The following is a 21680-nucleotide window of genomic DNA, read 5'->3' as shown; positions in this document are numbered from 1 at the left end:
CTAGATGATGATGAAAAAATGGTCAAAAATTCCACTTGGTAAAAAACTAGCCCAAGGAAAATCCAAATGAAAAAATCAACTTGGATCGTTACGTTGCAACCAGATCCAGAAGGCACCGAAGATGCTCTTTTGATCTTTCCTGATGAATTTATCGCTCAGGTGGATTGGAATGAAGGCGATATGCTCAACATTGAACAGAATGAAGATGGCTCGTTGTTGATTAGTAAGCAGCGGTCTGATGGCGCTGATTAACGATGCAGGCACAATGCAAAATCTGTGCAGCACTCACATATCTAAAAATATCTAGTGAATTTAGATATATCTAAAACCGCTAGATATTTTTAGATTTTCAGCATTGCTGTTGCCCTGTTTGGGGCTCGGTAAAGATTGCTCTGTGTATGACCTGAGGCCAAAGCGTAATTGGCGGCAGAAATTCGCAGATGTACATGAGCTGCATAACTGCATGCGGAAAGATCCACATTCCGCTGAGCCAGAATGTCTGCAGAAAACCGAGGAAAATTCATATAAATCAAAGACTTTCACTATAAAAATGTACATGAGAGGTTTGTAGTGAAAACCATTGATTTATATAGAAAATATGGCTTTTGCGTTGATGTGCAGGAAGTTAGAACCGACGAGTAAAACGCCCCTGGTGTCATAGTCGGTTTTGGTCGAGCAACACAAGAATCAGCACTGAATACGAAAGGCCGCAAACCATTAGGTTGCAGCCTTTCGTTGTTGAAACCTCGACTTCAACTCATCGGCCAAAGCAGAAGCATCTGGCTTTTGCTACCATTTTTTATTAATCAAAGCACTTTTAGATTAGCGAAAAGCGACGCGACCAAACTACTGGACTAGCCGATAACCAACACCCGTTTCTGTAATTAAAAATCGGGGCAAGGCCGGATCATTTTCGAGTTTTTGGCGTAAATGCCCCATGTAGACGCGCAAATACTGACTGGATTCACTGTGATTGGGGCCCCAAACTTCGCGCAGCAATTCGCGCTGTGTCATTACTTTGCCAGCATGGCGAATCAGCGTGGCCAGCAAGCGATATTCGATGGGGGTTAAATGCACGGATTGTTCGGCTTTAACAACCTGACGTTGCACTAAATCGACGCGCACATCGCCAAAACTAAAGGTTTGCTCGTTACGTGCGCTATGGCCCGCATGGCGGCGCAGCAGTACCCGAATGCGGGCCAGACATTCGTCAACGCCAAACGGTTTGGTCAGGTAATCATCCGCCCCGGCATCCAGTGCTGTGACTTTAATGTCTTCTTGCTCTCTGGCCGATAACACCAAAATCGGTAAATCGCTCCAATCACGCAATTGACGGATGACGTCGATCCCATCGATATCAGGTAGGCCTAAATCCAAAATCACCAAATCAGGTTTACGGCTAGCGATCGTGATCAGTCCACGCTGACCGGTTTCGGCCTCAAACACCACCATACCGGCGTGCTCAAGCGTGGTTTTCAAAAATCGGCGAATCGGGGCCTCATCTTCGATCAGGACTAGCGTCGTTGGAATTTCGTTCATTCAAGCTCACGATTTAAAGTCGGTGGATTGCCCAGCGGCAAGGTAAAGCTAAATTCAGCCCCGTGTGGGTTTAAGTTTTTAGCGGCGATTGTTCCGCCATGTGCCGCAACAATCGCGCGACAAATTGCAAGGCCCAAACCCACGCCCGGCGTTGAAGTTTCGCTGCTACCCCGGGTGAATTTATCAAATAAACGCTCCGCCGCACCAGCAGGTAAACCCGCACCATTATCGCTGACGCGAATCAATACCGACTGATCTTCAACACTGGCGCTTAATTCAATGGTGCTGGCACTGGGCGTGTATTTGGCTGCATTTTCCAGCAAATTGACCAAGACCCGCTCGATCAATACTGCATCGTATTCCAATAGTGGTAAATCGGGCGCTAAGTTGACCCGTAAATGATGCAGGGCCAAGGTAGCACTACAGGCCCTGGCCGCGCTGCCAACGACTTCCTCGAGTACCTGCCATTCCATTTTTAGTTTTACGCCCGATTGCAATTTGGCCATATCCAGCAAATTCACCACTAGGCTATTCATTCGCAGCACTTCATGATTAAGCGCGTCTAAAGTATGACTTTGCTCGGCGCTATCGAGGCGACCTGATTGCAGCAGGCTAATCATGCCGATTAAGCTGGTCAGCGGGGTGCGCAAATCATGTGAAACGGTGGATAGCACGCTATTGCGCAGCCGCTCACTTTCCATCGCCACAATCGCATCTTGCGCCACTTCAACGTAGTGCACACGCTCTAGTGATAGCGCGATTTGGCTGGCACACGTCTCTAATAGCCGCTGTTGTTCTGGGCTTCCTATCACTGCATCATCGGTCGGAATCAGCGCCATCACGCCACGCAAACGCATTGGCGCTTTCAGCGGTAAATACAGCGCTTTGGAAGCGGGCAAGGTATGTGTTCCACGGCCTGCCATTTCGTTGTGATCAAAAACCCATTGCGCCAAACCGATTTCAAATCCTGCCATATCACCTGCTGGCTGTAATTGATCGTGCGCGTCAGGCAATAAAATCAGCAACTGTGCATCAAATAACTCGGCCAAACGCCGCACGCCCATCTCAACCACGCTCGCCGCCGTTAATGCACCTGCCAATTCGCGGCCTAATTCATACAAAGCGCGGGTGCGGCGCTCGCGGTAGGTGGCCACTTGGGCTTCAAACCTTAATCGCGCCGCGAGCTGGCTGATAATCAGCGCGACGCTGAGCATCAGTACAAAGGTAAAAACATACTGTGTATCTGCGACCGTGAGCGACAACTTTGGGTGAACGAAAAAGAAGTCAAACGACAATACGCTAAGGAAAGAGGCGAGTACACCCGGCCCACGGCCATATCGGATCGCGACCAACACCACGGTCAGCAAAAATACGATCACGACATTGGCCAAATCAAACACATTGAGCAAAGCTGCGGCCAGCAGCGTCGTCAGCGTGCAAGCACCAATCGCAATAGCATAATTACGCCACTGCGTAGCATGATTACTCACATTAAATAGCAGATTGGGTGGCTTGGTATGTGCCGCATGCGGTTGATTTTGCTCGTGTGCCACGACATACACATCCACATCTTGGGCTTGGAGTGCCAATTGCTCCGACAAGGGGATACGCCACAAACGCGAAAGCCGACCCCGCAGTGATTTTCCAACAACCAATTTGGACACATTGCGACTGCGTGCGTAGGCCAGCAAGGTCAGCGGTAAATCCGCGCCCGCCAAAACCGAAGTTTCAGCGCCCAATTCCTGCGCCAAACGCAGATTGGCGAAAATACGCTCGCGGGCCTGCTTGCTTTGTCGCTGTAATGTTGGAGTTTCAACGTAAATCGCCAGCCAATCGGCATGTAAATTGCCCGCTAAACGCGAAGCACTGCGAATTAATTTTTCACTATCGACACCAGGGCCGACACAAACCATCAAGCGTTCGCGAGTTTGCCACACGGGCTGAATGGATTGATCGGCGCGGTATTCGCGCATTTGCGCATCAACGCGATCCGCTGTGCGGCGCAGTGCCAATTCGCGCAGCGCCAATAAATTGCCTTTGCGAAAAAAATGTTGGGCCGCGCGATGCGCTTGTTCACCCAAATACACTTTACCCGCGGCCAATCGATCTAATAATTCTTCGGGTGGCAAATCAACCAGAGTGACTTCATCGGCCAAATCAAACATGCGATCTGGCACAGTTTCACGCACCACAATGCCGGTAATTTGCCCGACGATGTCGTTCAGGCTTTCTAAGTGCTGCACATTCAATGTGGTGTAAACATCAATCCCCGCCGCGAGCAATTCCTCGACGTCTTGCCAGCGTTTGGTATGGCGGCTGCCGGTGATATTTGAATGCGCAAATTCATCAATCAGAATCAGTGCTGGCTGACGCACTAGTGCTTGCTCCAAATCGAATTCGGGCAATAGTCGGCCACGATATTCGATTTGCTTGGCGGGCAAGATTTCCAAGCCAGCCAGCTGCGCCTGTGTTTCACTGCGCCCATGCGTTTCAACCACGCCAACGACCACTTCAACCCCTTCACGAATGCGGGCATGCGCGGCCGCAAGCATCGCGTAGGTTTTACCCACCCCAGCGCAAGCGCCAAAAAAAATTTTGAGGCGCCCGCGCTGAGATTTTTGCTGCTCACGCTGCAATTGCGCAATCAAGGCATCGGGGTCGGGTCTTTGTGCTTCATTCATGGTGGGTATCCGTACAAATCCATTCCTGTGCCGCAATAGGCACGGGTAAAACGGGGCTTAGCCAGTAAAACATCCGATTGATCGGTGCCGTTGTACCCCGTGCAATCATTCATCGGCGATGGTTTTACTTCGTAGCCGCGATGCGATCAAGCGCCAAGTTTAATTCCAATACATTTACCACTGGCTCGCCCAGAATGCCCCATTGTGCACCACGCGTATGTGCAGCGACCAACTGGGTGAGTTGCGAGAGCGGTAAATTTCTTGCGCTCGCAACGCGTTCAATTTGATAAGCCGCAGCGGCTGGGCTGATATGTGGATCGAGCCCGCTCGCTGAAGTGGTCACTAAATCAAGTGGCACTGCGGCGCTTTGCTGGGGGTGCGCTGCTTTGATCGCCTCAACGCGCTCGGCTATGGTATTGAGCAATGCTGGATTGGTCGGGCCTAAATTGGAGCCTGATGAACCCGCGCCGTTATATGGCATTGGGCCGGTGGCCGACGGACGTGACCAGAAATAATCTGGCCCACTAAATGCCTGACCAATCAATTTCGAGCCGAGCACTTGGCCATTTTGCTCAATTAAACTACCTGCGGCTTGCTCAGCAAAAAACACTTTGGCCAAGCCGGTAACGGCCAATGGGTAGAGCACGCCAGTGACTAGCGTTAGAGCGATAAAGATCACCACGGCGGGGCGAAGTTGCTGCAACATAATATTTATCCTTTGATGAAGCGGATGCAAAGCACAAAAAGGGGTATAGAGCTGTAGGTCATACCATACCTAGTACACAAAGCAATACATCAATGATCTTAATGCCCACAAACGGCACGATTAGGCCACCCAAGCCGTAAACCAGCATATTATTGCGTAGCAATTGCGCGGCGCTTTGGGCGCGATAGCTGACGCCTTTCAGGGCCAATGGAATCAGGAACACGATGATGATGGCGTTGAAAATCACCGCTGATAAAATCGCCGATGCAGGTGAATTGAGCCCCATCACATTCAATGCATTAAGCTGCGGATAGGTCATCGCGAACGCGGCGGGAATAATCGCAAAATATTTGGCGATGTCGTTGGCCACAGAAAACGTCGTTAGCGAGCCACGCGTCATCAGCATTTGCTTGCCGATTTCAACGATCTCAATCAACTTGGTCGGGTTGGAATCCAGATCGACCATATTGCCGGCTTCTTTGGCCGCTTGGGTACCGCTATTCATCGCCACGGCCACATCGGCTTGTGCCAATGCTGGGGCGTCGTTGGTACCATCACCGGTCATCGCAACCAGTTTGCCCTCGGCTTGATGCTGGCGAATCAGCGCCAATTTGGCTTCGGGCGTGGCTTCGGCCAAGAAATCATCCACACCGGCTTCGGCAGCAATCGCAGCGGCGGTCAGCGGATTGTCGCCGGTAATCATCACCGTTTTGATGCCCATTTCGCGCAGCTCGGCAAAGCGCTCTTTGATCCCACCTTTGACGATGTCTTTCAGCTCGATCACCCCAAGCACTTTATGGTTTTCGCACACCAGCAGCGGCGTAGCGCCACGGCGCGCAACTTCATCAGCGGCTTTGGCGACGGCCTCGGGAAAGCTAGCGCCGGCATCATTGACATAGCGGCGAATCGCATCGACGGCCCCTTTGCGAATTTCGCGTTGATCGAAATTAACCCCGCTCATTCTGGTTTGCGCGGTAAAGGCGATGAATTCAACCGCGTGGGTATCCAATACCCGCTCGCGCAAATTAAATAACTGCTTGGCCAGCACCACCACGCTGCGACCCTCGGGCGTTTCATCCGCCAAGGACGCAAATTGCGCCGCATCGGCCAGCTGCTGCTCGGTCACTCCCGGCGCGGGGATAAATTTCACCGCTTGGCGATTGCCCAAGGTAATCGTGCCGGTTTTATCCAGCAGCAAAACATCGACGTCACCGGCCGCTTCAACCGCACGACCCGAGGTGGCGATGACATTTGCGCCCAACATCCGGCTCATCCCGGCCACGCCAATTGCCGACAATAAGCCACCGATGGTGGTGGGAATCAAGCACACCAGCAATGCAATCAAGACCGTCAAACTCACCGGCTCACCACTGCCGCCGACCGATACGCTAAATTGTGAAAATGGCAGCAAGGTGACGGTGACCACCAAAAACACAATCGTGAGCGCCACCAATAAAATCGTCAGCGCGATTTCATTCGGGGTTTTCTGACGTTTTGCGCCTTCAACCATTGCAATCATGCGATCTAGAAATGCCTCGCCTGGATTGGCTGTTACTCGCGCCACGATCCAATCGGACAACACCCGCGTGCCGCCAGTCACGGCCGAAAAATCACCGCCGCCTTCACGGATCACGGGCGCAGATTCGCCAGTAATTGCCGATTCATCGACCGAAGCCACGCCTTCAACCACTTCGCCATCGGCTGGAATCACCTCACCGGCTTTGACTAAAATAAAATCGCCTTTACGCAAACTGGCGCTGTCGGTGATCTCTTTCGCGGCGGTATGCGAAGGCGATTTAAGTTTCCACGCCATCACGTTTTTCTTGGTATTGCGCAGGCTAGCGGCCTGAGCCTTACTACGGCCTTCGGCCAAAGCCTCGGCAAAATTGGCAAACAGCAGCGTAAACCACAACCACAGGCTAATGGCCGCAATAAATCCCAGCGGGGCTTCCCCCTGGCCAAATAGCGCTTGGCCCAGCAAGACCGTGGCCAAAATGGCACCGATGTAAACCACAAACATCACTGGGTTTTGCCACTGCACACGTGGAGATAGTTTGGTCACCGCCGCCCAGATCGCTGGTTTTACCAGTTGTGGGTCAAGCAAAGCGAGCTTTGTCATATTCATATCCTTAACCCTTTATGCAAAGGGTATTGCGATGTAGAGCTTATAAAATATGGCCTATAGACCTATACTCGGCCTTTTTTCTGATTAGCTGCAAGCCATCTCAATGGAGGGCGAGCATCTGCAACTGCTCAACAATCGGCCCTAAGGCCAAAGCTGGAATGTAGTTCAGCACCCCAACCAGTAGCACCGCGCCAACCAGTAGCGTGACAAACAAAGGGCCATGCGTTGGCAAGGTGCCGGCATTTGCGGGCAAGCGTGGCTTGGCGGCGAGTGCACCCGCCAAGGCCAAGACCGGAATCATGATGCCAAACCGGCCAAACCACATCGCAATACCCAGCAGCGTGTTATAGAACGGCGTGTTGGCCGACAAACCCGCAAAGGCCGAGCCGTTGTTATTGGCTGCGCTAGAGAAGGCATACAGCACTTCGCTAAACCCATGTGGGCCTGGGTTAAAAATCCCGGCGCGACCAGCAGTGGTACTCACCGCCAATGCCGTTCCCAATAACACCAGCAGCGGCGTGACCAAGATCACCAGCGCCATCATTTTCATCTCGAACGATTCAATTTTTTTACCAAGATATTCGGGCGTGCGGCCGACCATTAGCCCAGCAATAAACACTGCCAAAATGGCAAACATCAACATGCCATAAAGGCCTGAGCCAACCCCGCCAAACACCACTTCACCCAGCTGCATCAATAGCGTGGGCACCATGCCGCCGATTGGGGTGAAGGACGCGTGCATCGCATTGACCGCGCCGCAGGAGGCAGCGGTGGTGATCGTGGCAAAAAGGCTAGAGGCGATAATGCCAAAGCGCGTTTCTTTGCCTTCAAGGTTGGCAATTGCATCCACACCTAGCTTGCTAAACGCAGGGTTACCGGCCAACTCGGCACTGACCAAAACACCATAGGCCAGCACAAACAGGATCGTCATGGCCGCTAAAATGGTCCAACCTTGGCGCTTGTCGCCGACCATGCTGCCGAAGGTAAAGCACAGTGCAGCCGGGATCAAAAAGATCGCCAACATTTGGATGAAGTTAGACAGCGGCGTGGGGTTTTCAAAGGGATGCGCCGAGTTGGCGTTGAAAAAACCACCGCCATTGGTGCCCAGCATTTTGATCGCTTCTTGCGACGCGACGGGGCCCATTGCCAGCACTTGGCTGTGATGGGTGACGGTTTCCATCACGGTTTCACCGGCCACATTTTTGATTGGATTGCCGGCCGCATCGAGTTTGGCTTGTTGATAGCTCACCGCCTCAACCGTGCGCACTTCTTGGTAAGGCTTAAAGTTTTGGATCACGCCCTGGCCGGCCAACAGCAGTGCAATCACTAGCGCAATGGGCGTCAGGATATATAAGGTAATCCGCGTTAGATCCGCCCAGATATTGCCAATCGTCGCCACACTGTTGCGCGTATTGTTTGCAAAGCCGCGAATCAACGCAATTGCTACCGCAATCCCGCTAGCGGCCGATAAGAAGTTTTGCACCGCCAGACCAAGCATCTGCGTTAGATAGCTCATCGTGGCTTCGCCGGCGTAGCCTTGCCAATTGGTATTGGTCACAAAGGAAATCGCCGTATTGAGTGCCGAATCTGCTGACACGCCCGGCAGTGCTTGTGGATTCAGCGGTAACATACCTTGGGTACGCTGCAATAAATACACGGCGGTCAGACCCAGAATATTAAATAGCAGTAATCCCAACGCATAAGACTGCCATTTTTGCGCTACCTCGGGCTTAACCCCAGCCAAACGATAAAAACCATGCTCAAGCGGGCGCAGTAATTTCAAACCAAACGGAATATTCCCCGCCATCACGCGGGTAATTAAGTGACTCAGTGGCCAAGCCAGTACCAGCAACACCGCCAAGTACAGGCCAAGCTGTAATACAGCATTTGCGTTCAGCATTTAAAAACGCTCCGGTTTAAATAGGGCATAAAACAAGTACACCAGCAAAGCGAGCGCAAAAAACGCCGCCAGCCATTCGACTAAATTCATGATTGACCTCCTGTTTTTGCGCAGATTTGTACTAAGCCATACAGCGCCATGGCTAACAGTAAGATCAAGCCAATCCAAACTACATCTGACATACAAGCTCCCAAGCATCAGCTCCAACGAGCCGCGTAGGATTGCACTGTAAAAATTTGTGGCTAAAGTTGCTGCAAAGATTGGCGGGTGAGATGTAAAGAAAGTATAAAAATGGCAGCGAGAGCGGCGAGTAAGCGTGATGGTTTGTTAAAGCGCGATGTATTGATTATTTTTTTATACCGGCAATTACACTCTTTACAGTGTTTTTGCAGACGTAAACTTATGCTGCTCTGGTGTTCAACGCTTGGAAAACACCATGTATACGCTAGCCAAACCCATCGCTATTTGCCGTCATGAAGCAACGCAAGGCCCAGCCTATCTGCAAACCTTTCTTGATCAGCATGACATCCCGTATCGTATTTTTGCAATTGATGCGGGCGACACGCCGCCCAACCGGGCCGCTGAATTTTCTGGCATCGTGATTTTGGGGTCGAACGCCAGCGCCAATGATGGCTTTAGCTGGATTCGCCGCGAAGATGCATTGCTGCAAGATGCACTGCAAAGAAATCGCCCGATTTTGGGGCACTGCTTTGGCGGGCAAATGTTAGCGCGTGCTTTGGGGGCCAAAGTCAGGCGCAATAGCGTGCCGCATATCGGCTGGGGCAAGGTATTGGTTACGACGTTTCCCGAGGCGCAGTATTGGATGGGCGCTAAGCGCGAACTCAACATATTTCATTGGCATTTCGATACGTTTGAAATCCCACGTGGCGCAAAACGGATGTTATTTGGCCATTACTGCATGAATAAAGGCTTTGCGCATGGCCCGCATTTGGCGTTGCAATCGCATTTGGAGGTCACTGCTGCCAGTATTCGCCAATGGTGCGCTGAAGATCAGGCATCGCTACTCAAATATCAGCACTTGCCATCGGTGCAAAGTGAAAACGAGATCATGCACAATCTAGACCGAAAGGTCGCCACCTTACATCAGCTAGCCAATCATACATATCGACAATGGTTACGAAATATACTCATTCGCCCTGAGTTAGATGCTTCTACATCGATGGCAATTCAGCGACCAAAAGGTGGTTTGGGTTGGGGGTATACACTAATGCAGCATGAAATGAGGAATTGAAGCGTCCGCAATAGCAAAGCTAAATCAGGCTTGGGGGTCATGATTTGAGCATCTTGAAATCACTCAGTGTATTACAGATCAAAGTCCGCTTTGGCCGAATAGCCTTGGTATGAGCGCGAAATAATATAGGCCGCTACCTGATGGTTTGCGGCCTTTCATTTTCTCACCCTCGGCATCGACACATCGGCCAAAGCCGCCACTCATTGTCAATATCATCCTCCCCATTTTCACTGAATCGATTTTCGTATTTCCACATTCCTTCCGAAGAGTCGAGTTATCAGTGATCTTCCTCTCTTTCCTTTATGAATCCAATTCAATTGCTTACTAGGTGCTTGCTGTTGTTTTTTGTTTGCGTTAAATTGCGGTTCCTATTGTTAAGATTTGTTAATGATTCTTTATGTTGTTGCAGTCTCTAGGCGATCTTTTTGCTAGGTATCGTCAAATTTTCAGTAATGTTTGGTCAATTCGGCACGAACTTACCCCGCCTCAACGCTCGGCGGATGAGCTGGCTTTTTTGCCGGCTGCGCTAGAGCTACAAGATGCACCTCCGCACCCTGCTGCACGTATTACCTTGTGGGCCTTATTGGGATTTATTGTTATCGCAATACTCTGGGCGTGTATCGGTAAGATCGATGTCGTTGCAGTCGCACCCGGCAAACTGATCGTTTCCGATCAAAGTAAAACCGTACAGTCATTGGACGCGGGGACGGTAAAGGCGATTCATGTTCGGGATGGTCAGGTAGTCAAAGCTGGGCAATTGTTGATCGAACTCGATAGCACATTGGCCGGCGCAGAAAGTCACAAAAACCTTGATGCCTGGATTGAAGCGCGCCTTGATATTCTGCGAGCTCAGGCATTAATTACAGGTCTAAATCAAGCGCGTGTGCCGGTGTTGCTTGACGATCCTGCGCTGAAAAGCGCCCCCAATTTGGCTGTTCGGCGTGCCGCTACCCAACAGGAAATGCTCAGTAATTGGCAAGAGCTGCAGGCCAAACTAGCGACGGTCGACGCGGATACTACCCGCAAACAGGCCGAACGCAATGCCACCGTCGAGCAAGTGAAAAAACTCGAACAAACCTTACCCATCGTGCGCCAGCGCGAGGCCGACTTTAATGATCTGGCCAATAAAAATTTTATTTCCAAGCACGGCGTACTCGATAAACAACAGGCACGCATTGAAGCGGAGCAGGATTTAGCCAGTCAACGCAGTAAATTGGCTGAATTATCGGCCGGGATTCAGGCCAATAGTCAACAAGCCGCCGCCTTAAAAGCCGAATTTAGTCGCGTGCAAAACGATCTGCTCGCTCAAGCACAAGAGCGGGCAGCTGCGCTCGGGCAAGATGTAATTAAAGCTCAGCAATTGCAAAAACAAACCCAACTGACCGCACCGGTCGATGGCGTGGTGCAGCAACTTGCAATCCACACCGTTGGCGGGGTTGTTACGCCAGCGCAAGCGCTGATGGTCATCGTGCCGCAAGGCCAGCAGCTCGAAGCCCAAGCCATCCTCGCAAATAAAGACATCGGTTTTGTCAACGTCGGCCAACATGCCGCAGTCAAAATCGAAACCTTCAATTTCACCAAATACGGCCTGCTCGACGGCCAAGTGAGCAATGTTAGCCTCGATGCCATCCCCGATGAAAAGCTCGGCCTGGTGTATCAGGCCAAGGTCAAACTTCAGCAAACCAAAATGAATATCGATGGCCGCTGGGTCAATTTAGCGCCGGGTATGGCAGTGAGCGTTGAAGTGAAAACAGGACAACGCAGGATTATTGAATATTTCCTGTCGCCGTTAATAGTACATGTATCAGAGAGTGTGCGGGAACGTTAAGTATCGAAATAATGTACATTTGTCATAAACTATAAATAATTGTATTGGTTAATTCACATGTGTCGACAATTATCTAATCAATATCTCTAGTGAATTGGCGTTTGTTGGTATGGGGGACTAGGCGAATCTTGTGTAAAAATCAGGTCTGCCAAAAAGTTAGACGTTTTTATCCAAATTGCTATACGGTTTAATGCGTGCTTCGTGGAATTGCATGAATAGAAAAATTGTCATCTTGGTGCTTTATATTTTATCAATTATTATTGGATTGTATTCTTGTATGGGTGGAGTTAGTAAACAAGAAGACATTTTGATTAAATCCGTCGAGGCGCAAAACAGTGGGCTAGAAATTAACAGACTTCTTCCAAAAAAAAGTAGCGCCGAGTCAGATATTGTATGTGTTTTGCCACCTTATGGGATGAAAATTTCAACGCAAAATAAGGCATTTTCAAGCCAAAAACTATTTGGTGATGGCATATACCATTCTGCAATTGATAAATTAAATTTATACCTTCGTGAGCAGAACGTGCATTCTGAAGAAGGCGAGTCGAAATTAGTGATTTTGCAAGGCAATGAACTTATTACGATTAGCTTTAGACGTCGATATTTAGAGATTAAAGATGTGCCCCCAGGTAAAAAATGCTTGAAATTATCCTCGGCAAAGATTAAAAGGGTTGATTATTTTGGCGATGGTTTTTATTTTATCTTAACAAATTAAAGAGGTATATATGTCTTCTTGCGAAGTAAATACAATTAAACTTAGCGAAATTACTAGTGCAGTTGATAAGCTAACCAATCAAGCATATGAATATGCTGATAGATATAACATTGCCCCTGATGGGGGTCATAACGATGCAAGAGATGCTTTTCGACACGCCTATTCAAGTGCCGTTTTGGCAAGAGATATTACGTCTCTTCCGGCCGCAGCAATGGGGCAGTTTTGGGAGGTCTTGGGCCTAGTTAGTGGAGGGCCTATTTCCGAGGGTGATATGGATCTTTGGAATAACTCTGTTGGACGCAATGTACTGAATGAATTAGGGGATTGTGCGACCAATGACGAAATTGCGGAAGCGATAAAAAAAGCACTAGATGAAGGACGTCTTGTGGTTGAACCAGGTGGCGGCGCAAAAAGCTCTGACGGCATGTTATATCCTGATATTGACCCGCAGGGCGTGCCAAATGGTTTTAATCGAGCTCAGCAGTGGCAATTTCGTCGTGACCCGCTGACTTTGGATCTTGATTCAGATGGCTTGGAAACTGTAGGTGCAAATGATCCATCTGCTGTATTTTTCGATCATGATGGTGATGGGACTCAGAACAAATCAGGGTGGATCAAGCCTGATGACGCGTTTTTGGTTTTAGATCGCAATGGGAACGGAACCATTGATAATGGTGGAGAGTTGTTTGGCGACTCAACCATTAAGTCTGATGGTAAAAAAGCCAAAGATGGATTTGATGCCCTAAACGATCTAGATAGCAACAAAGACGGTAAGGTGAATGCTCTTGACGAGCGATTTGCAGAGCTACGTGTTTGGCAAGACGTGAATAGTAATGGGGTTTCGGATGACGGTGAACTCAAAACGTTGGAGCAAGCTGGTATCATTGAATTCGATGTTCAAAAAAATCCCAATAGCCAGCTATTAAATAATGGTAATCGAATCGCCGATCTGGGTACTTACACCCGTAATGATGGTAAATCGGCAACAATGGGTGAAGTTGGCTCGATGGCAGACATAGATTTGGCCGAAGATACCTTCCATCGTAAATTTACCGATTACGTAGATTTAGATCGCCAAGAATTATTGCTAGTGAACATCAATGGATCTGGCAAAGTCCGTGATTTACGCGAGGCAGCGGGAGCGTCCGATCCTCTTAAGGCTGTACTCTTGGAATATACAGCTGCAGACACTCGTGAAAGCCAGTTATCCCTTATAGATAAGATGCTTGCAGCCTGGGCTGATACTTCAGGGATGGCCAAATCACTGGATACTCGCGCGGGTGGCAAATTCATGATCCGCTACGATGGGTTTGGCAACATCACTCGTCAATTCAAAGGCCCTGATTTCATTGCTGGAACAAGCTCTGGATCGGGAGTTGGTGTTGGTCAGTATGTGCCGGATCTAGAAAATCGCTTGTTGACTGATGAATACAAAAACACAATCCGTCAGTGGGATCAAAAAATGCACATCCTTGAGGCGTTTAATGGTCGTCACTTCTTTGTACTACCAGAGCAGCAGCAATCAGGCTTCTCTGCAGTCAATGGTCTGAACATTGTTGCTAATTCGAATGATGCTTCTACAGGTGACGGTGCAATTTCAATTGGTTCGAAGCCGACATTGGTTATTAATTACAGCCAAGACCAAGTTAATTTTTTAAATCAATCATATGAAGCATTACGTCAATCTGTCTATGATGGTTTAGTCTTGCAGACGCGGCTGAAGCCTTATCTAGATGAGCTAGATTTGAAGATTAGTGTCAATGGTTTGTCATTCGATACTTCGGGTGTCGCTGAGAAAATTGAGGCAGTTGCCGCAACGAATCCAAAGAAAGCACTCACTGACCTTGCTGAGTTGAATAAGTATGCAGGTTCTAGCCTTCAATCAATTGGTTTCGATGGGCTAAGTCTGTTGGGCGGATACCTAAACGATCCGGCATTTGCAGATGCCGCCAAGCACGTAAGTAACTTGTTTGGCTTTGCTCGTGTCAATGGCTCATGGTCGGGCGGAGCTGGAAATGACGTAGCTTTTGGTGGTAATGGGAACGACATTCTAACGGGCAATGCAGGCAATGATCAGTTGTTGGGTGGTCAAGGAAACGATCAGCTGCTTGGCGGTGTCGGTGATGACATTTTGATTGCTGGTGATGGTAATGACGTTTTGGACGGTGGAGCGGGTAACGACTTCCTAAATGGTGGCCAGGGCGATGACATTTATCGTTTTGGCTTTGGGAGCGGAAAAGATGTTATTACCCCATTTAAAGCTAATGAATCAGAAGGCAATAATCGCATAGAGTTAACAACAGCCTTGGCAAATTCTGAGCTGAAGCGCGATGGTAATGACCTGATCTTTGGCTTGAAAGGATCTACAGACTCTTTGACCATTCAGAATTATTTTGATGATGCCCTAGAGTCTAGACCTGCGATTTCACGGCTCCAAGGAAGCGATGGTTTTTACTGGTCTGATGCAGATATCAAAGCCAAGCTACTTGAAGGTACTGCTGGTAACGATATCCGCACGGGATATAGTTCTGCAGACTATATCAATGGCGGCGCTGGTAATGACATCATCTCCGGCAAAGCTGGTTTTGACATGCTGATGGGCGGAGATGGCGATGATCAAATTTCTGGTGGTGCGGATACCGACCAGTTGTTTGGTGATGCTGGGAATGATGTGATTGATGGTGGCGATGGTTACGACTATCTCTGGGGAGGCACGGGCAACGATAAGCTGTTCGGTGGTGCGGAACAAGACCAGTTATGGGGTGGAGAAGGAAATGACACTCTTGCTGGTGGTGCTGGGACTGATTACATCGATGGTGGTTCTGGCGATGATCAATATCTCTTTGCTCGTGGCGATGGTACCGATTTAGTCCAAGACGTGTCTGGTAATGACACTCTGACGATTAAAGATGCCAATAGTGACCAACTTTGGTTCCGTCAATTGGGTACTGGCTTAGAGATCAGCATCATTGGCACAGATGACAAATTTGTGGTTCAAAACTGGTACGCAGGTCAGCATATGGAGCAGATTAGAACCGCCGATGGCAAGGTGCTGCTGGATAGCCAAGTTGATGCATTGGTTTCTGCGATGGCGGGCTTTAACCCGCCTGCAGCCGGTCAGATTAATCTGAGCCAGCAACAGCATGAGGCCCTGCAACCAGTGTTAGCAGCTAACTGGCAATAATATCGGCTTGTAGAGCTATACGCCCGACCTCTCTTGAGGTCGGGTTTCTTATTTTCAAAAAATCTGAATCCAATGAACGCCCACGATTTACCCATTTCACCATCTGATGAAGAACCAATCCCTCCTTTTGATTCTGCGCTTGCCTGCATGGTTATGCTGGCCCGCTTTCATCAGGTGGCGATTGAGCCGGATCAGATCAAGCATCAGTTTATTGGCGAGTCAGGTTTGCTCAGCGAGCAGGATGTGCTGCGTGCCGCCAAGCAAGCCGGTTTGAAAGCTAAAGCACTTCATTCACGCTTCGATCGTCTGGATCGCACGCCGTTACCGGCGATGGCGCAGCTACTCGATGGTCGTTGGGTGATTCTGGCTAAAATCGATGGCGCGATGGTGTTGTACCAAGACCCGCAAGTCGGTCGACCGCAACAATGTAGTCAGGATGAATGGCAAGCCTTGTGGTCAGGGCGATTGATTCTGTTTACTTCACGCGCGAGCTTGGCAGGTGATTTGGCCAAGTTCGATTTCTCTTGGTTTATTCCAGCTGTGGTGAAATACCGCAAGCTGCTCGGTGAAGTCTTGCTGGTCTCATTCTTTTTGAACCTGATTGCGCTGGCAACGCCACTGTTCTTTCAAGTCGTCATGGATAAAGTGTTGGTGCATCGTGGTGTGACGACACTCGATGTGCTGGCAATCGGCTTATTAGTCATCTCGCTGTTTGAAGTGGGAATGACTTTCCTGCGCACCTATGTTTTTAGCCATACCACCAACCGTATTGACGTTGAGCTGGGCGCCAAGTTATTCCGTCATTTGCTCAATTTGCCACTGGCTTATTTCCAGGCCCGTCGCGCTGGTGATTCGGTCGCGCGTGTGCGTGAGCTGGAGAACATTCGTAATTTCCTGACCGGCCAAGCCCTGACCTCGGTGCTCGATTTATTTTTCTCGATCGTCTTTTTAGCTGTCATGGTCTACTACAGTTGGTGGCTGACGCTGATCGTGCTGGTTTCCCTGCCATGTTATGTGGCGCTATCTGTGCTCATTACTCCAGTTTTGAAAGCGCGTCTGGATGAGAAGTTCGCCCGCGGTGCCGAAAATCAATCGTTTTTGATTGAAACAGTCAATGGCATTGAAACCGTCAAGGCTATGGCCGTTGAACCGCAAGTGACGCGCCGTTGGGATAACCAACTGGCAGCCTACGTTGCTGCAGGATTCAAAGTCTCCCAATTGGGCAATGTGGGTAGCCAGGGCGTGAGCTTGATTCAAAAAATCGTCACCGTCGCGACGATGTGGCTGGGTGCCAAGCTGGTGATTCAAGGCGATCTCAGTGTCGGGCAACTGATTGCGTTTAATATGCTGGCCGGCCGAGTGGCAAGCCCCGTCATGCGTCTGGCCCAGCTGTGGCAGGATTTCCAGCAGGTAGGTATTTCGATGCAACGCTTGGGCGATATCTTAAATACCCGTACTGAAATCAACCAAAGCCGCGCTGCGCTGCCGCCGATTCAGGGCAAGATCGAATTTGACCAAGTCCATTTCCGTTATTGTGCCGATGGTCCAGAAATCCTGCGAGGCATCAAATTGGAAATTAATGCTGGTGAAGTGATTGGCATTGTGGGGCGCTCTGGTTCAGGTAAGAGCACGCTGACCAAATTGCTGCAGCGCTTGTATGTGCCAGAGCGTGGGCGCGTGTTGATTGATGGGATTGATCTGGGGCTGGTTGATCCTGCTTGGCTGCGTCGACAAGTCGGCGTGGTCTTGCAAGAAAACTTGCTTTTCAATCGCAGTATACGTGACAACATCGCTTTGGCTGACCCTGGTATGAATATGGAGAAGGTGATTCATGCAGCCAAATTAGCAGGGGCTCATGACTTCATCGTAGAGTTGCCTGAAGGGTATGACACGATGGTGGGCGAACACGGTACTGGCTTGTCGGGTGGACAGCGTCAGCGCGTCGCGATTGCACGAGCGCTGATTACCAATCCGCGCATCCTGATTTTTGATGAAGCCACCAGTGCCTTGGATTACGAATCTGAACGCATTATTCAGAACAACATGAAAGCCATCTGCCAAGGGCGTACAGTGCTGATTATTGCACATCGACTTTCTGCGGTACGCGATGCCAATCGGATTATTGCCATGGATCGCGGGCAAATTGTTGAGCAAGGGCCGCATCAAGAGCTAGTTAGTCGAGCTGATGGATATTACGCCCGGTTGCATGCAATACAGGCAGGTTAATAGGTGGAGAAAAATAGCCACCAGCCTGTACGGCTTGCTTTGAGCGGCAGTTTTGTATGTTATAACTCCGTGAGTTTGCCTTCGATGACCGGCCGCTTTGGCCGAGGTGTCGATGCCGATGGAGGAATAATTAGAGGCCGCAAACCATCAGGTAGCGGCCTTAATTATTTGTGATAGATTCACGTGCTGCTCGGCCATAGCTGACAGTAAATATCTTTATGCTGTTGGCCTCCACTCCACTTCGTACAATACAGACGGTTTTCCGGATTTTGCATGCTAGTAAATTACTTATGTACACGAACATTCTTGGGTAAAGCACCAAATAGTCGTTTGAATGCGGTCGTAAAATTGGCCGGGCTTTTGTAGCCGGCGATTAGTGCCGCCTCGGTTACGCTCAATCCCTGTTGCAATTGCAGGCGCGCGTTTTCCAATTTGTAGCGGCGCAAGTAGTCGAAAATGCTGAGGCCCATTTTTTCCTGAAACTGTTTTTGCAGCGTCGTTGCATTGCTGCCGACGGCGCTGGCCATTTCTGACAGCGAATAATGATCGGCCTCACCGCTGTGCAATAGCTCGATCAGTCTGGCGACGCGTTGCTCGGCACGTGGATCTATAAACGTTTTACCCGATAACGGCTCTAAGCCGTAATGCAGTAATTCCAGCGCGAGAAACTCGCGGTGCAGTTTTTGCATATGGTCTTGCAAAGTCCAGTCCTGAAACAGCATTTTGCACATTGACTGCAAGTACTTACTGGCTCGCCATTGATAATAGGCCAGATGCTGCTGGCAAAATTGCGCGGTTTTTTTAAAGCTTGGCAAACTGGTGTAGCCGCCTTCTTCAAACCACTCGGGTGGTACATGCAAAACGACTTGTTGCTGACTCCCAAGCTCCAGCATCGCGCGTTTGAATGGCTCATTTTCCGTACTGGAAACTAGTAGCACTCCTGATTGCTGCGAGTCTAACCTGTGCTGCATCCGGGACGATTGCATGGCGATGCAGCCTTCCAGCATCACAATCAGCTTGATGCCGGGCTTGAGTTGTGACTGGCTTCGGATTTGCTGTTTGAGCTTGATATCGCTGCAATGCAACTCGAGCTGGTTATGATATTTCTCATTGAAAACCCGCCCCGTTAAAACAACGCCATCGTGTTCCGATCGCAGCTTGAGCGTTTGCGTATCGCTACTCGAAATCAGATTGGACATCTCTAGCATTGGGTTCTCCTAATGGAAAAGTATTGCGCGCGCAAAGATTTGATTGGCTAGCGCAAAAGTGGCCCTCATTTTTCTCAGGCATAATTCGCATTGTATTGATATTCATTCTCATTTGATAGTAATGTGCGCGTAAAAAGGATTTTTAATGTCTGCGAAGTTTGAGCAAGCTGATTTTGTCGTTCGTCCCATCCCTTTCTTGCTAGGGTTGGCATTGATGGGTAGTGCTTATGCTGATGATGTGGCCACGCTGGATGCCGTTGTTGTGACGGCTTCGGGCTATGAGCAACAAATCAAGGAAGCGCCAGCGAGTATTTCTGTGATTACGCGCGAACAACTTGAATCCAAGCCGTTTGCCAATCTGGAAGATGCGGTGCGCCAAATTGAAGGTATTAGCATCACCGGCTACTCCCCAAACGATAAAGACATTCAGATTCGCGGTATGCCGGGTGAATATACGTTGATCTTGGTTGATGGCAAACGCCAGAATACGCGCGAAACGTCAAACCGTAGCTCGGGTGGTGTTCAGCCGTCTTTGATTCCACCGCTATCGGCTATCGAGCGTATCGAAGTGATCCGTGGCCCGATGTCGTCACTCTACGGTGCTGATGCGATGGGCGGTGTCATCAATATCATTACGCGCAAAATTGCCAAGCAATGGCAAGGCGCGATCAGCGTGAGCGGCACTTTGCAGGAAGACTCGGCGCACGGCAACACCGGCCAAGGTGAATTCTGGTTGAGCGGCCCCTTGAAAGAAGGCGTGGCGGGTTTGCAATTTTTTGGCAACTACAGTAACCGCGCCGAAGATGATTACTACGATCCAAAGAGCTTAACGGCAGGTGCTTATGGCACCAAAGATAGAACATTGGGCGCCAAGCTAACCGTTACGCCGACCGACAATCAAGACATTATCTTGACCGTAGGCCGTAATGAGCTCGACAACACCAGTACGATAGGCATGACCAGCACGGCGGCTTTGGGTAATGTTGAAAACGATTATGCGCGCGACTACTGGAGTATGACGCATAACGGCCGCTGGGGTTTTGGTCTGACATCGATCTCTGTCTATCAAGAGAAAGGAAAAGAAAGCAATACCAAAAATGGCGCAAACAATCCATTGCCACGCGACATCGACAATACCGTGGTTGATGCACTAGTGACGTTGCCGTTTGACGCGCATATCGTCAAATTCGGTGGCCAATACAATCACAACCAATTGCGGGGTTTGCGTACCGAATCTCCAGTACCTGGCCATAAAGCCAGCCCGAATGAAGCGGATGCTACGTCATGGGCACTGTTTGTAGAAGACGAATTTGCCGTGACTGACAAGCTGTCATTGACTGGTGGTCTGCGGGTCGACAACTCTGATCTATACGATTCACATTGGAGCCCGCGTCTGTATGCTGTGTATAAATTAACCGATTTATGGACTTTGCGTGCTGGTGTGGCTAGTGGCTTTAAATCGCCGACGCTGCGTCAAACTACAGCGGGCTATTGCATGACGTCAGGTCGTGTTAATACCGGCCTGCGCCCTGGCTCATTGTGCGGCAATCCAAATTTGAAGCCGGAAGATAGCCTGACCGAAGAAATCGGCGTGCGTTATGACGGCAGCCAAGGCGAGTCATTCTCGTTCACCATGTTTAACAATGACTTTAAAAACAAAGTCACCAGCTATGACACTGGCAAACGTGATCCGCTGTACAAAGGCTACAACATCTACGTTTACGACAATATCGACAAAGCCGTTATTCGAGGCGTTGAAGTCGCGGCGAGCTGGCCGATTGGTCGTGATTGGAAAGTCTCGGGCAACTATACGTACACGCATTCAAGCCGTGAAGGGGGAGGTGAACCGGCCTACAACGGTACGTCGCTCGACGGCCAGCCTTTGACTCGCACGCCAGAAAATATGGCCAACCTGCAAGTCGATTGGACGCCGAACAGCAAATGGTCTTCATACATTCACGCAACGTATTCCGGCGAAGAAGTTTTTGCGGCATTCCGCAATGGCGCTAATGGCATTCGCACTCGCGAATCAACGCTGACTTTTGATTTGGGCACCAGCTACGTGATTAATAAAAACGTCAGCATCAGTATGGCTGTGCTCAATCTGACCGATGAAGTGGTTCCCGTGGATGAACGTACTCGCGCCCAAGGTCTAGATGGCAACTGGATGGTTGACGAAGGACGTCGCTACTGGATGAAGGTCGCTACCAACTTCTAATGACGTGATTCAAGATTTTGTATCCAGCGCAGCAGCACGAAGGAGGGCTGCGCTGGTGCACGAAATCTTGAATTTAATCACCTTTAAGCTCGCCAAAA

At 49.7% G+C, this 21680-nt stretch carries 13 protein-coding genes and 1 pseudogene; 7 read left to right on the top strand and 7 right to left on the bottom strand.

Annotation, left to right across the window (positions count from 1 at the left end; genetic code table 11):
- The first annotated feature begins 66 nt into the window (after positions 1 to 66).
- On the top strand, positions 67 to 252 hold the full coding sequence (locus NT239_01800; protein XGA71596.1) for a hypothetical protein: 186 nt from the start codon (positions 67 to 69) through the stop codon (positions 250 to 252).
- Positions 253 to 846: 594 nt separating this feature from the next.
- On the opposite strand, the gene kdpE is transcribed toward NT239_01800, so the two are convergent.
- The 6 genes from kdpE to kdpF all read right to left on the bottom strand — a co-directional run bounded on the left by kdpE (position 847) and on the right by kdpF (position 9041).
- Positions 847 to 1539 carry a two-component system response regulator KdpE gene (gene kdpE, locus NT239_01795; GenBank protein XGA71595.1) on the bottom strand — a complete coding sequence of 231 codons (693 nt, stop codon included), beginning with the start codon at positions 1537 to 1539 and terminating at the stop codon, positions 847 to 849.
- Complete coding sequence (locus NT239_01790; protein XGA71594.1) at positions 1536 to 4220, bottom strand: sensor histidine kinase KdpD; 2685 nt, start codon at positions 4218 to 4220, stop codon at positions 1536 to 1538. Before NT239_01790 ends, kdpE begins: the two co-directional genes overlap by 4 nt.
- Before the next feature lie 124 nt (positions 4221 to 4344).
- Positions 4345 to 4923: a potassium-transporting ATPase subunit KdpC gene (kdpC, locus tag NT239_01785; GenBank protein ID XGA72843.1), complete on the bottom strand. Its 579-nt coding sequence runs from the start codon at positions 4921 to 4923 to the stop codon at positions 4345 to 4347.
- 61 nt (positions 4924 to 4984) lie between these two features.
- The gene (kdpB, locus tag NT239_01780; GenBank protein XGA71593.1) at positions 4985 to 7045 is read right to left on the bottom strand and encodes a potassium-transporting ATPase subunit KdpB; all 2061 of its coding nucleotides are present in this window, start codon (positions 7043 to 7045) and stop codon (positions 4985 to 4987) included.
- A 106-nt stretch (positions 7046 to 7151) separates the two neighbouring features.
- Positions 7152 to 8948: a potassium-transporting ATPase subunit KdpA gene (kdpA, locus tag NT239_01775; GenBank protein XGA72842.1), complete on the bottom strand. Its 1797-nt coding sequence runs from the start codon at positions 8946 to 8948 to the stop codon at positions 7152 to 7154.
- Between the two features lie 3 nt (positions 8949 to 8951).
- A complete protein-coding gene (gene kdpF, locus NT239_01770; GenBank protein ID XGA71592.1) occupies positions 8952 to 9041 on the bottom strand; it encodes a K(+)-transporting ATPase subunit F in 90 nt (29 codons plus the stop codon).
- Positions 9042 to 9387: 346 nt separating this feature from the next.
- Here kdpF and NT239_01765 point away from each other — a divergent pair, with 346 nt between their 5' ends.
- The 5 genes and pseudogenes from NT239_01765 to NT239_01745 all read left to right on the top strand — a co-directional run bounded on the left by NT239_01765 (position 9388) and on the right by NT239_01745 (position 18156).
- Entirely contained in the window at positions 9388 to 10203 is an 816-nt protein-coding gene (locus tag NT239_01765) for a type 1 glutamine amidotransferase (GenBank protein ID XGA71591.1), read from the top strand.
- A 397-nt stretch (positions 10204 to 10600) separates the two neighbouring features.
- Positions 10601 to 12031 carry an HlyD family type I secretion periplasmic adaptor subunit gene (locus NT239_01760; GenBank protein XGA71590.1) on the top strand — a complete coding sequence of 477 codons (1431 nt, stop codon included), beginning with the start codon at positions 10601 to 10603 and terminating at the stop codon, positions 12029 to 12031.
- A gap of 211 nt (positions 12032 to 12242) precedes the next feature.
- Complete coding sequence (locus NT239_01755; protein XGA71589.1) at positions 12243 to 12746, top strand: hypothetical protein; 504 nt, start codon at positions 12243 to 12245, stop codon at positions 12744 to 12746.
- A 1999-nt stretch (positions 12747 to 14745) separates the two neighbouring features.
- Positions 14746 to 15930: pseudogene (locus tag NT239_01750) on the top strand (hypothetical protein).
- A gap of 72 nt (positions 15931 to 16002) precedes the next feature.
- Complete coding sequence (locus tag NT239_01745; protein ID XGA71588.1) at positions 16003 to 18156, top strand: type I secretion system permease/ATPase; 2154 nt, start codon at positions 16003 to 16005, stop codon at positions 18154 to 18156.
- Positions 18157 to 18440: 284 nt separating this feature from the next.
- Here the strand turns inward: NT239_01745 and NT239_01740 are convergent, their stop codons facing one another.
- On the bottom strand, positions 18441 to 19364 hold the full coding sequence (locus NT239_01740) for an AraC family transcriptional regulator (protein ID XGA71587.1): 924 nt from the start codon (positions 19362 to 19364) through the stop codon (positions 18441 to 18443).
- Between the two features lie 145 nt (positions 19365 to 19509).
- On the opposite strand from NT239_01740, the gene NT239_01735 reads away from it, so the two are divergent.
- Complete coding sequence (locus tag NT239_01735) at positions 19510 to 21582, top strand: TonB-dependent receptor (GenBank protein ID XGA71586.1); 2073 nt, start codon at positions 19510 to 19512, stop codon at positions 21580 to 21582.
- Positions 21583 to 21680 lie beyond the last annotated feature (98 nt).

The sequence above is a fragment of the Chitinibacter sp. SCUT-21 genome (assembly GCA_041874755.1).
Taxonomy (GTDB): domain Bacteria; phylum Pseudomonadota; class Gammaproteobacteria; order Burkholderiales; family Chitinibacteraceae; genus Chitinibacter.
Note: the sequence above shows the minus strand (reverse complement) of the source record. Positions and strands in the feature narration are given on the sequence as shown.

What these genes read in the sequence shown, in the direction of transcription:
- NT239_01800 (XGA71596.1), top strand. Translation starts at nt 67, where the DNA reads ATGAAAAAATCAACTTGGATCGTTACGTTGCAACCAGATCCAGAAGGC.
- kdpE (XGA71595.1), bottom strand. Translation starts at nt 1,539, where the DNA reads ATGAACGAAATTCCAACGACGCTAGTCCTGATCGAAGATGAGGCCCCG.
- NT239_01790 (XGA71594.1), bottom strand. Translation starts at nt 4,220, where the DNA reads ATGAATGAAGCACAAAGACCCGACCCCGATGCCTTGATTGCGCAATTG.
- kdpB (XGA71593.1), bottom strand. Translation starts at nt 7,045, where the DNA reads ATGACAAAGCTCGCTTTGCTTGACCCACAACTGGTAAAACCAGCGATC.
- kdpF (XGA71592.1), bottom strand. Translation starts at nt 9,041, where the DNA reads ATGAATTTAGTCGAATGGCTGGCGGCGTTTTTTGCGCTCGCTTTGCTG.
- NT239_01765 (XGA71591.1), top strand. Translation starts at nt 9,388, where the DNA reads ATGTATACGCTAGCCAAACCCATCGCTATTTGCCGTCATGAAGCAACG.
- NT239_01760 (XGA71590.1), top strand. Translation starts at nt 10,601, where the DNA reads ATGTTGTTGCAGTCTCTAGGCGATCTTTTTGCTAGGTATCGTCAAATT.
- NT239_01755 (XGA71589.1), top strand. Translation starts at nt 12,243, where the DNA reads ATGAATAGAAAAATTGTCATCTTGGTGCTTTATATTTTATCAATTATT.
- NT239_01745 (XGA71588.1), top strand. Translation starts at nt 16,003, where the DNA reads ATGAACGCCCACGATTTACCCATTTCACCATCTGATGAAGAACCAATC.
- NT239_01740 (XGA71587.1), bottom strand. Translation starts at nt 19,364, where the DNA reads ATGCTAGAGATGTCCAATCTGATTTCGAGTAGCGATACGCAAACGCTC.
- NT239_01735 (XGA71586.1), top strand. Translation starts at nt 19,510, where the DNA reads ATGTCTGCGAAGTTTGAGCAAGCTGATTTTGTCGTTCGTCCCATCCCT.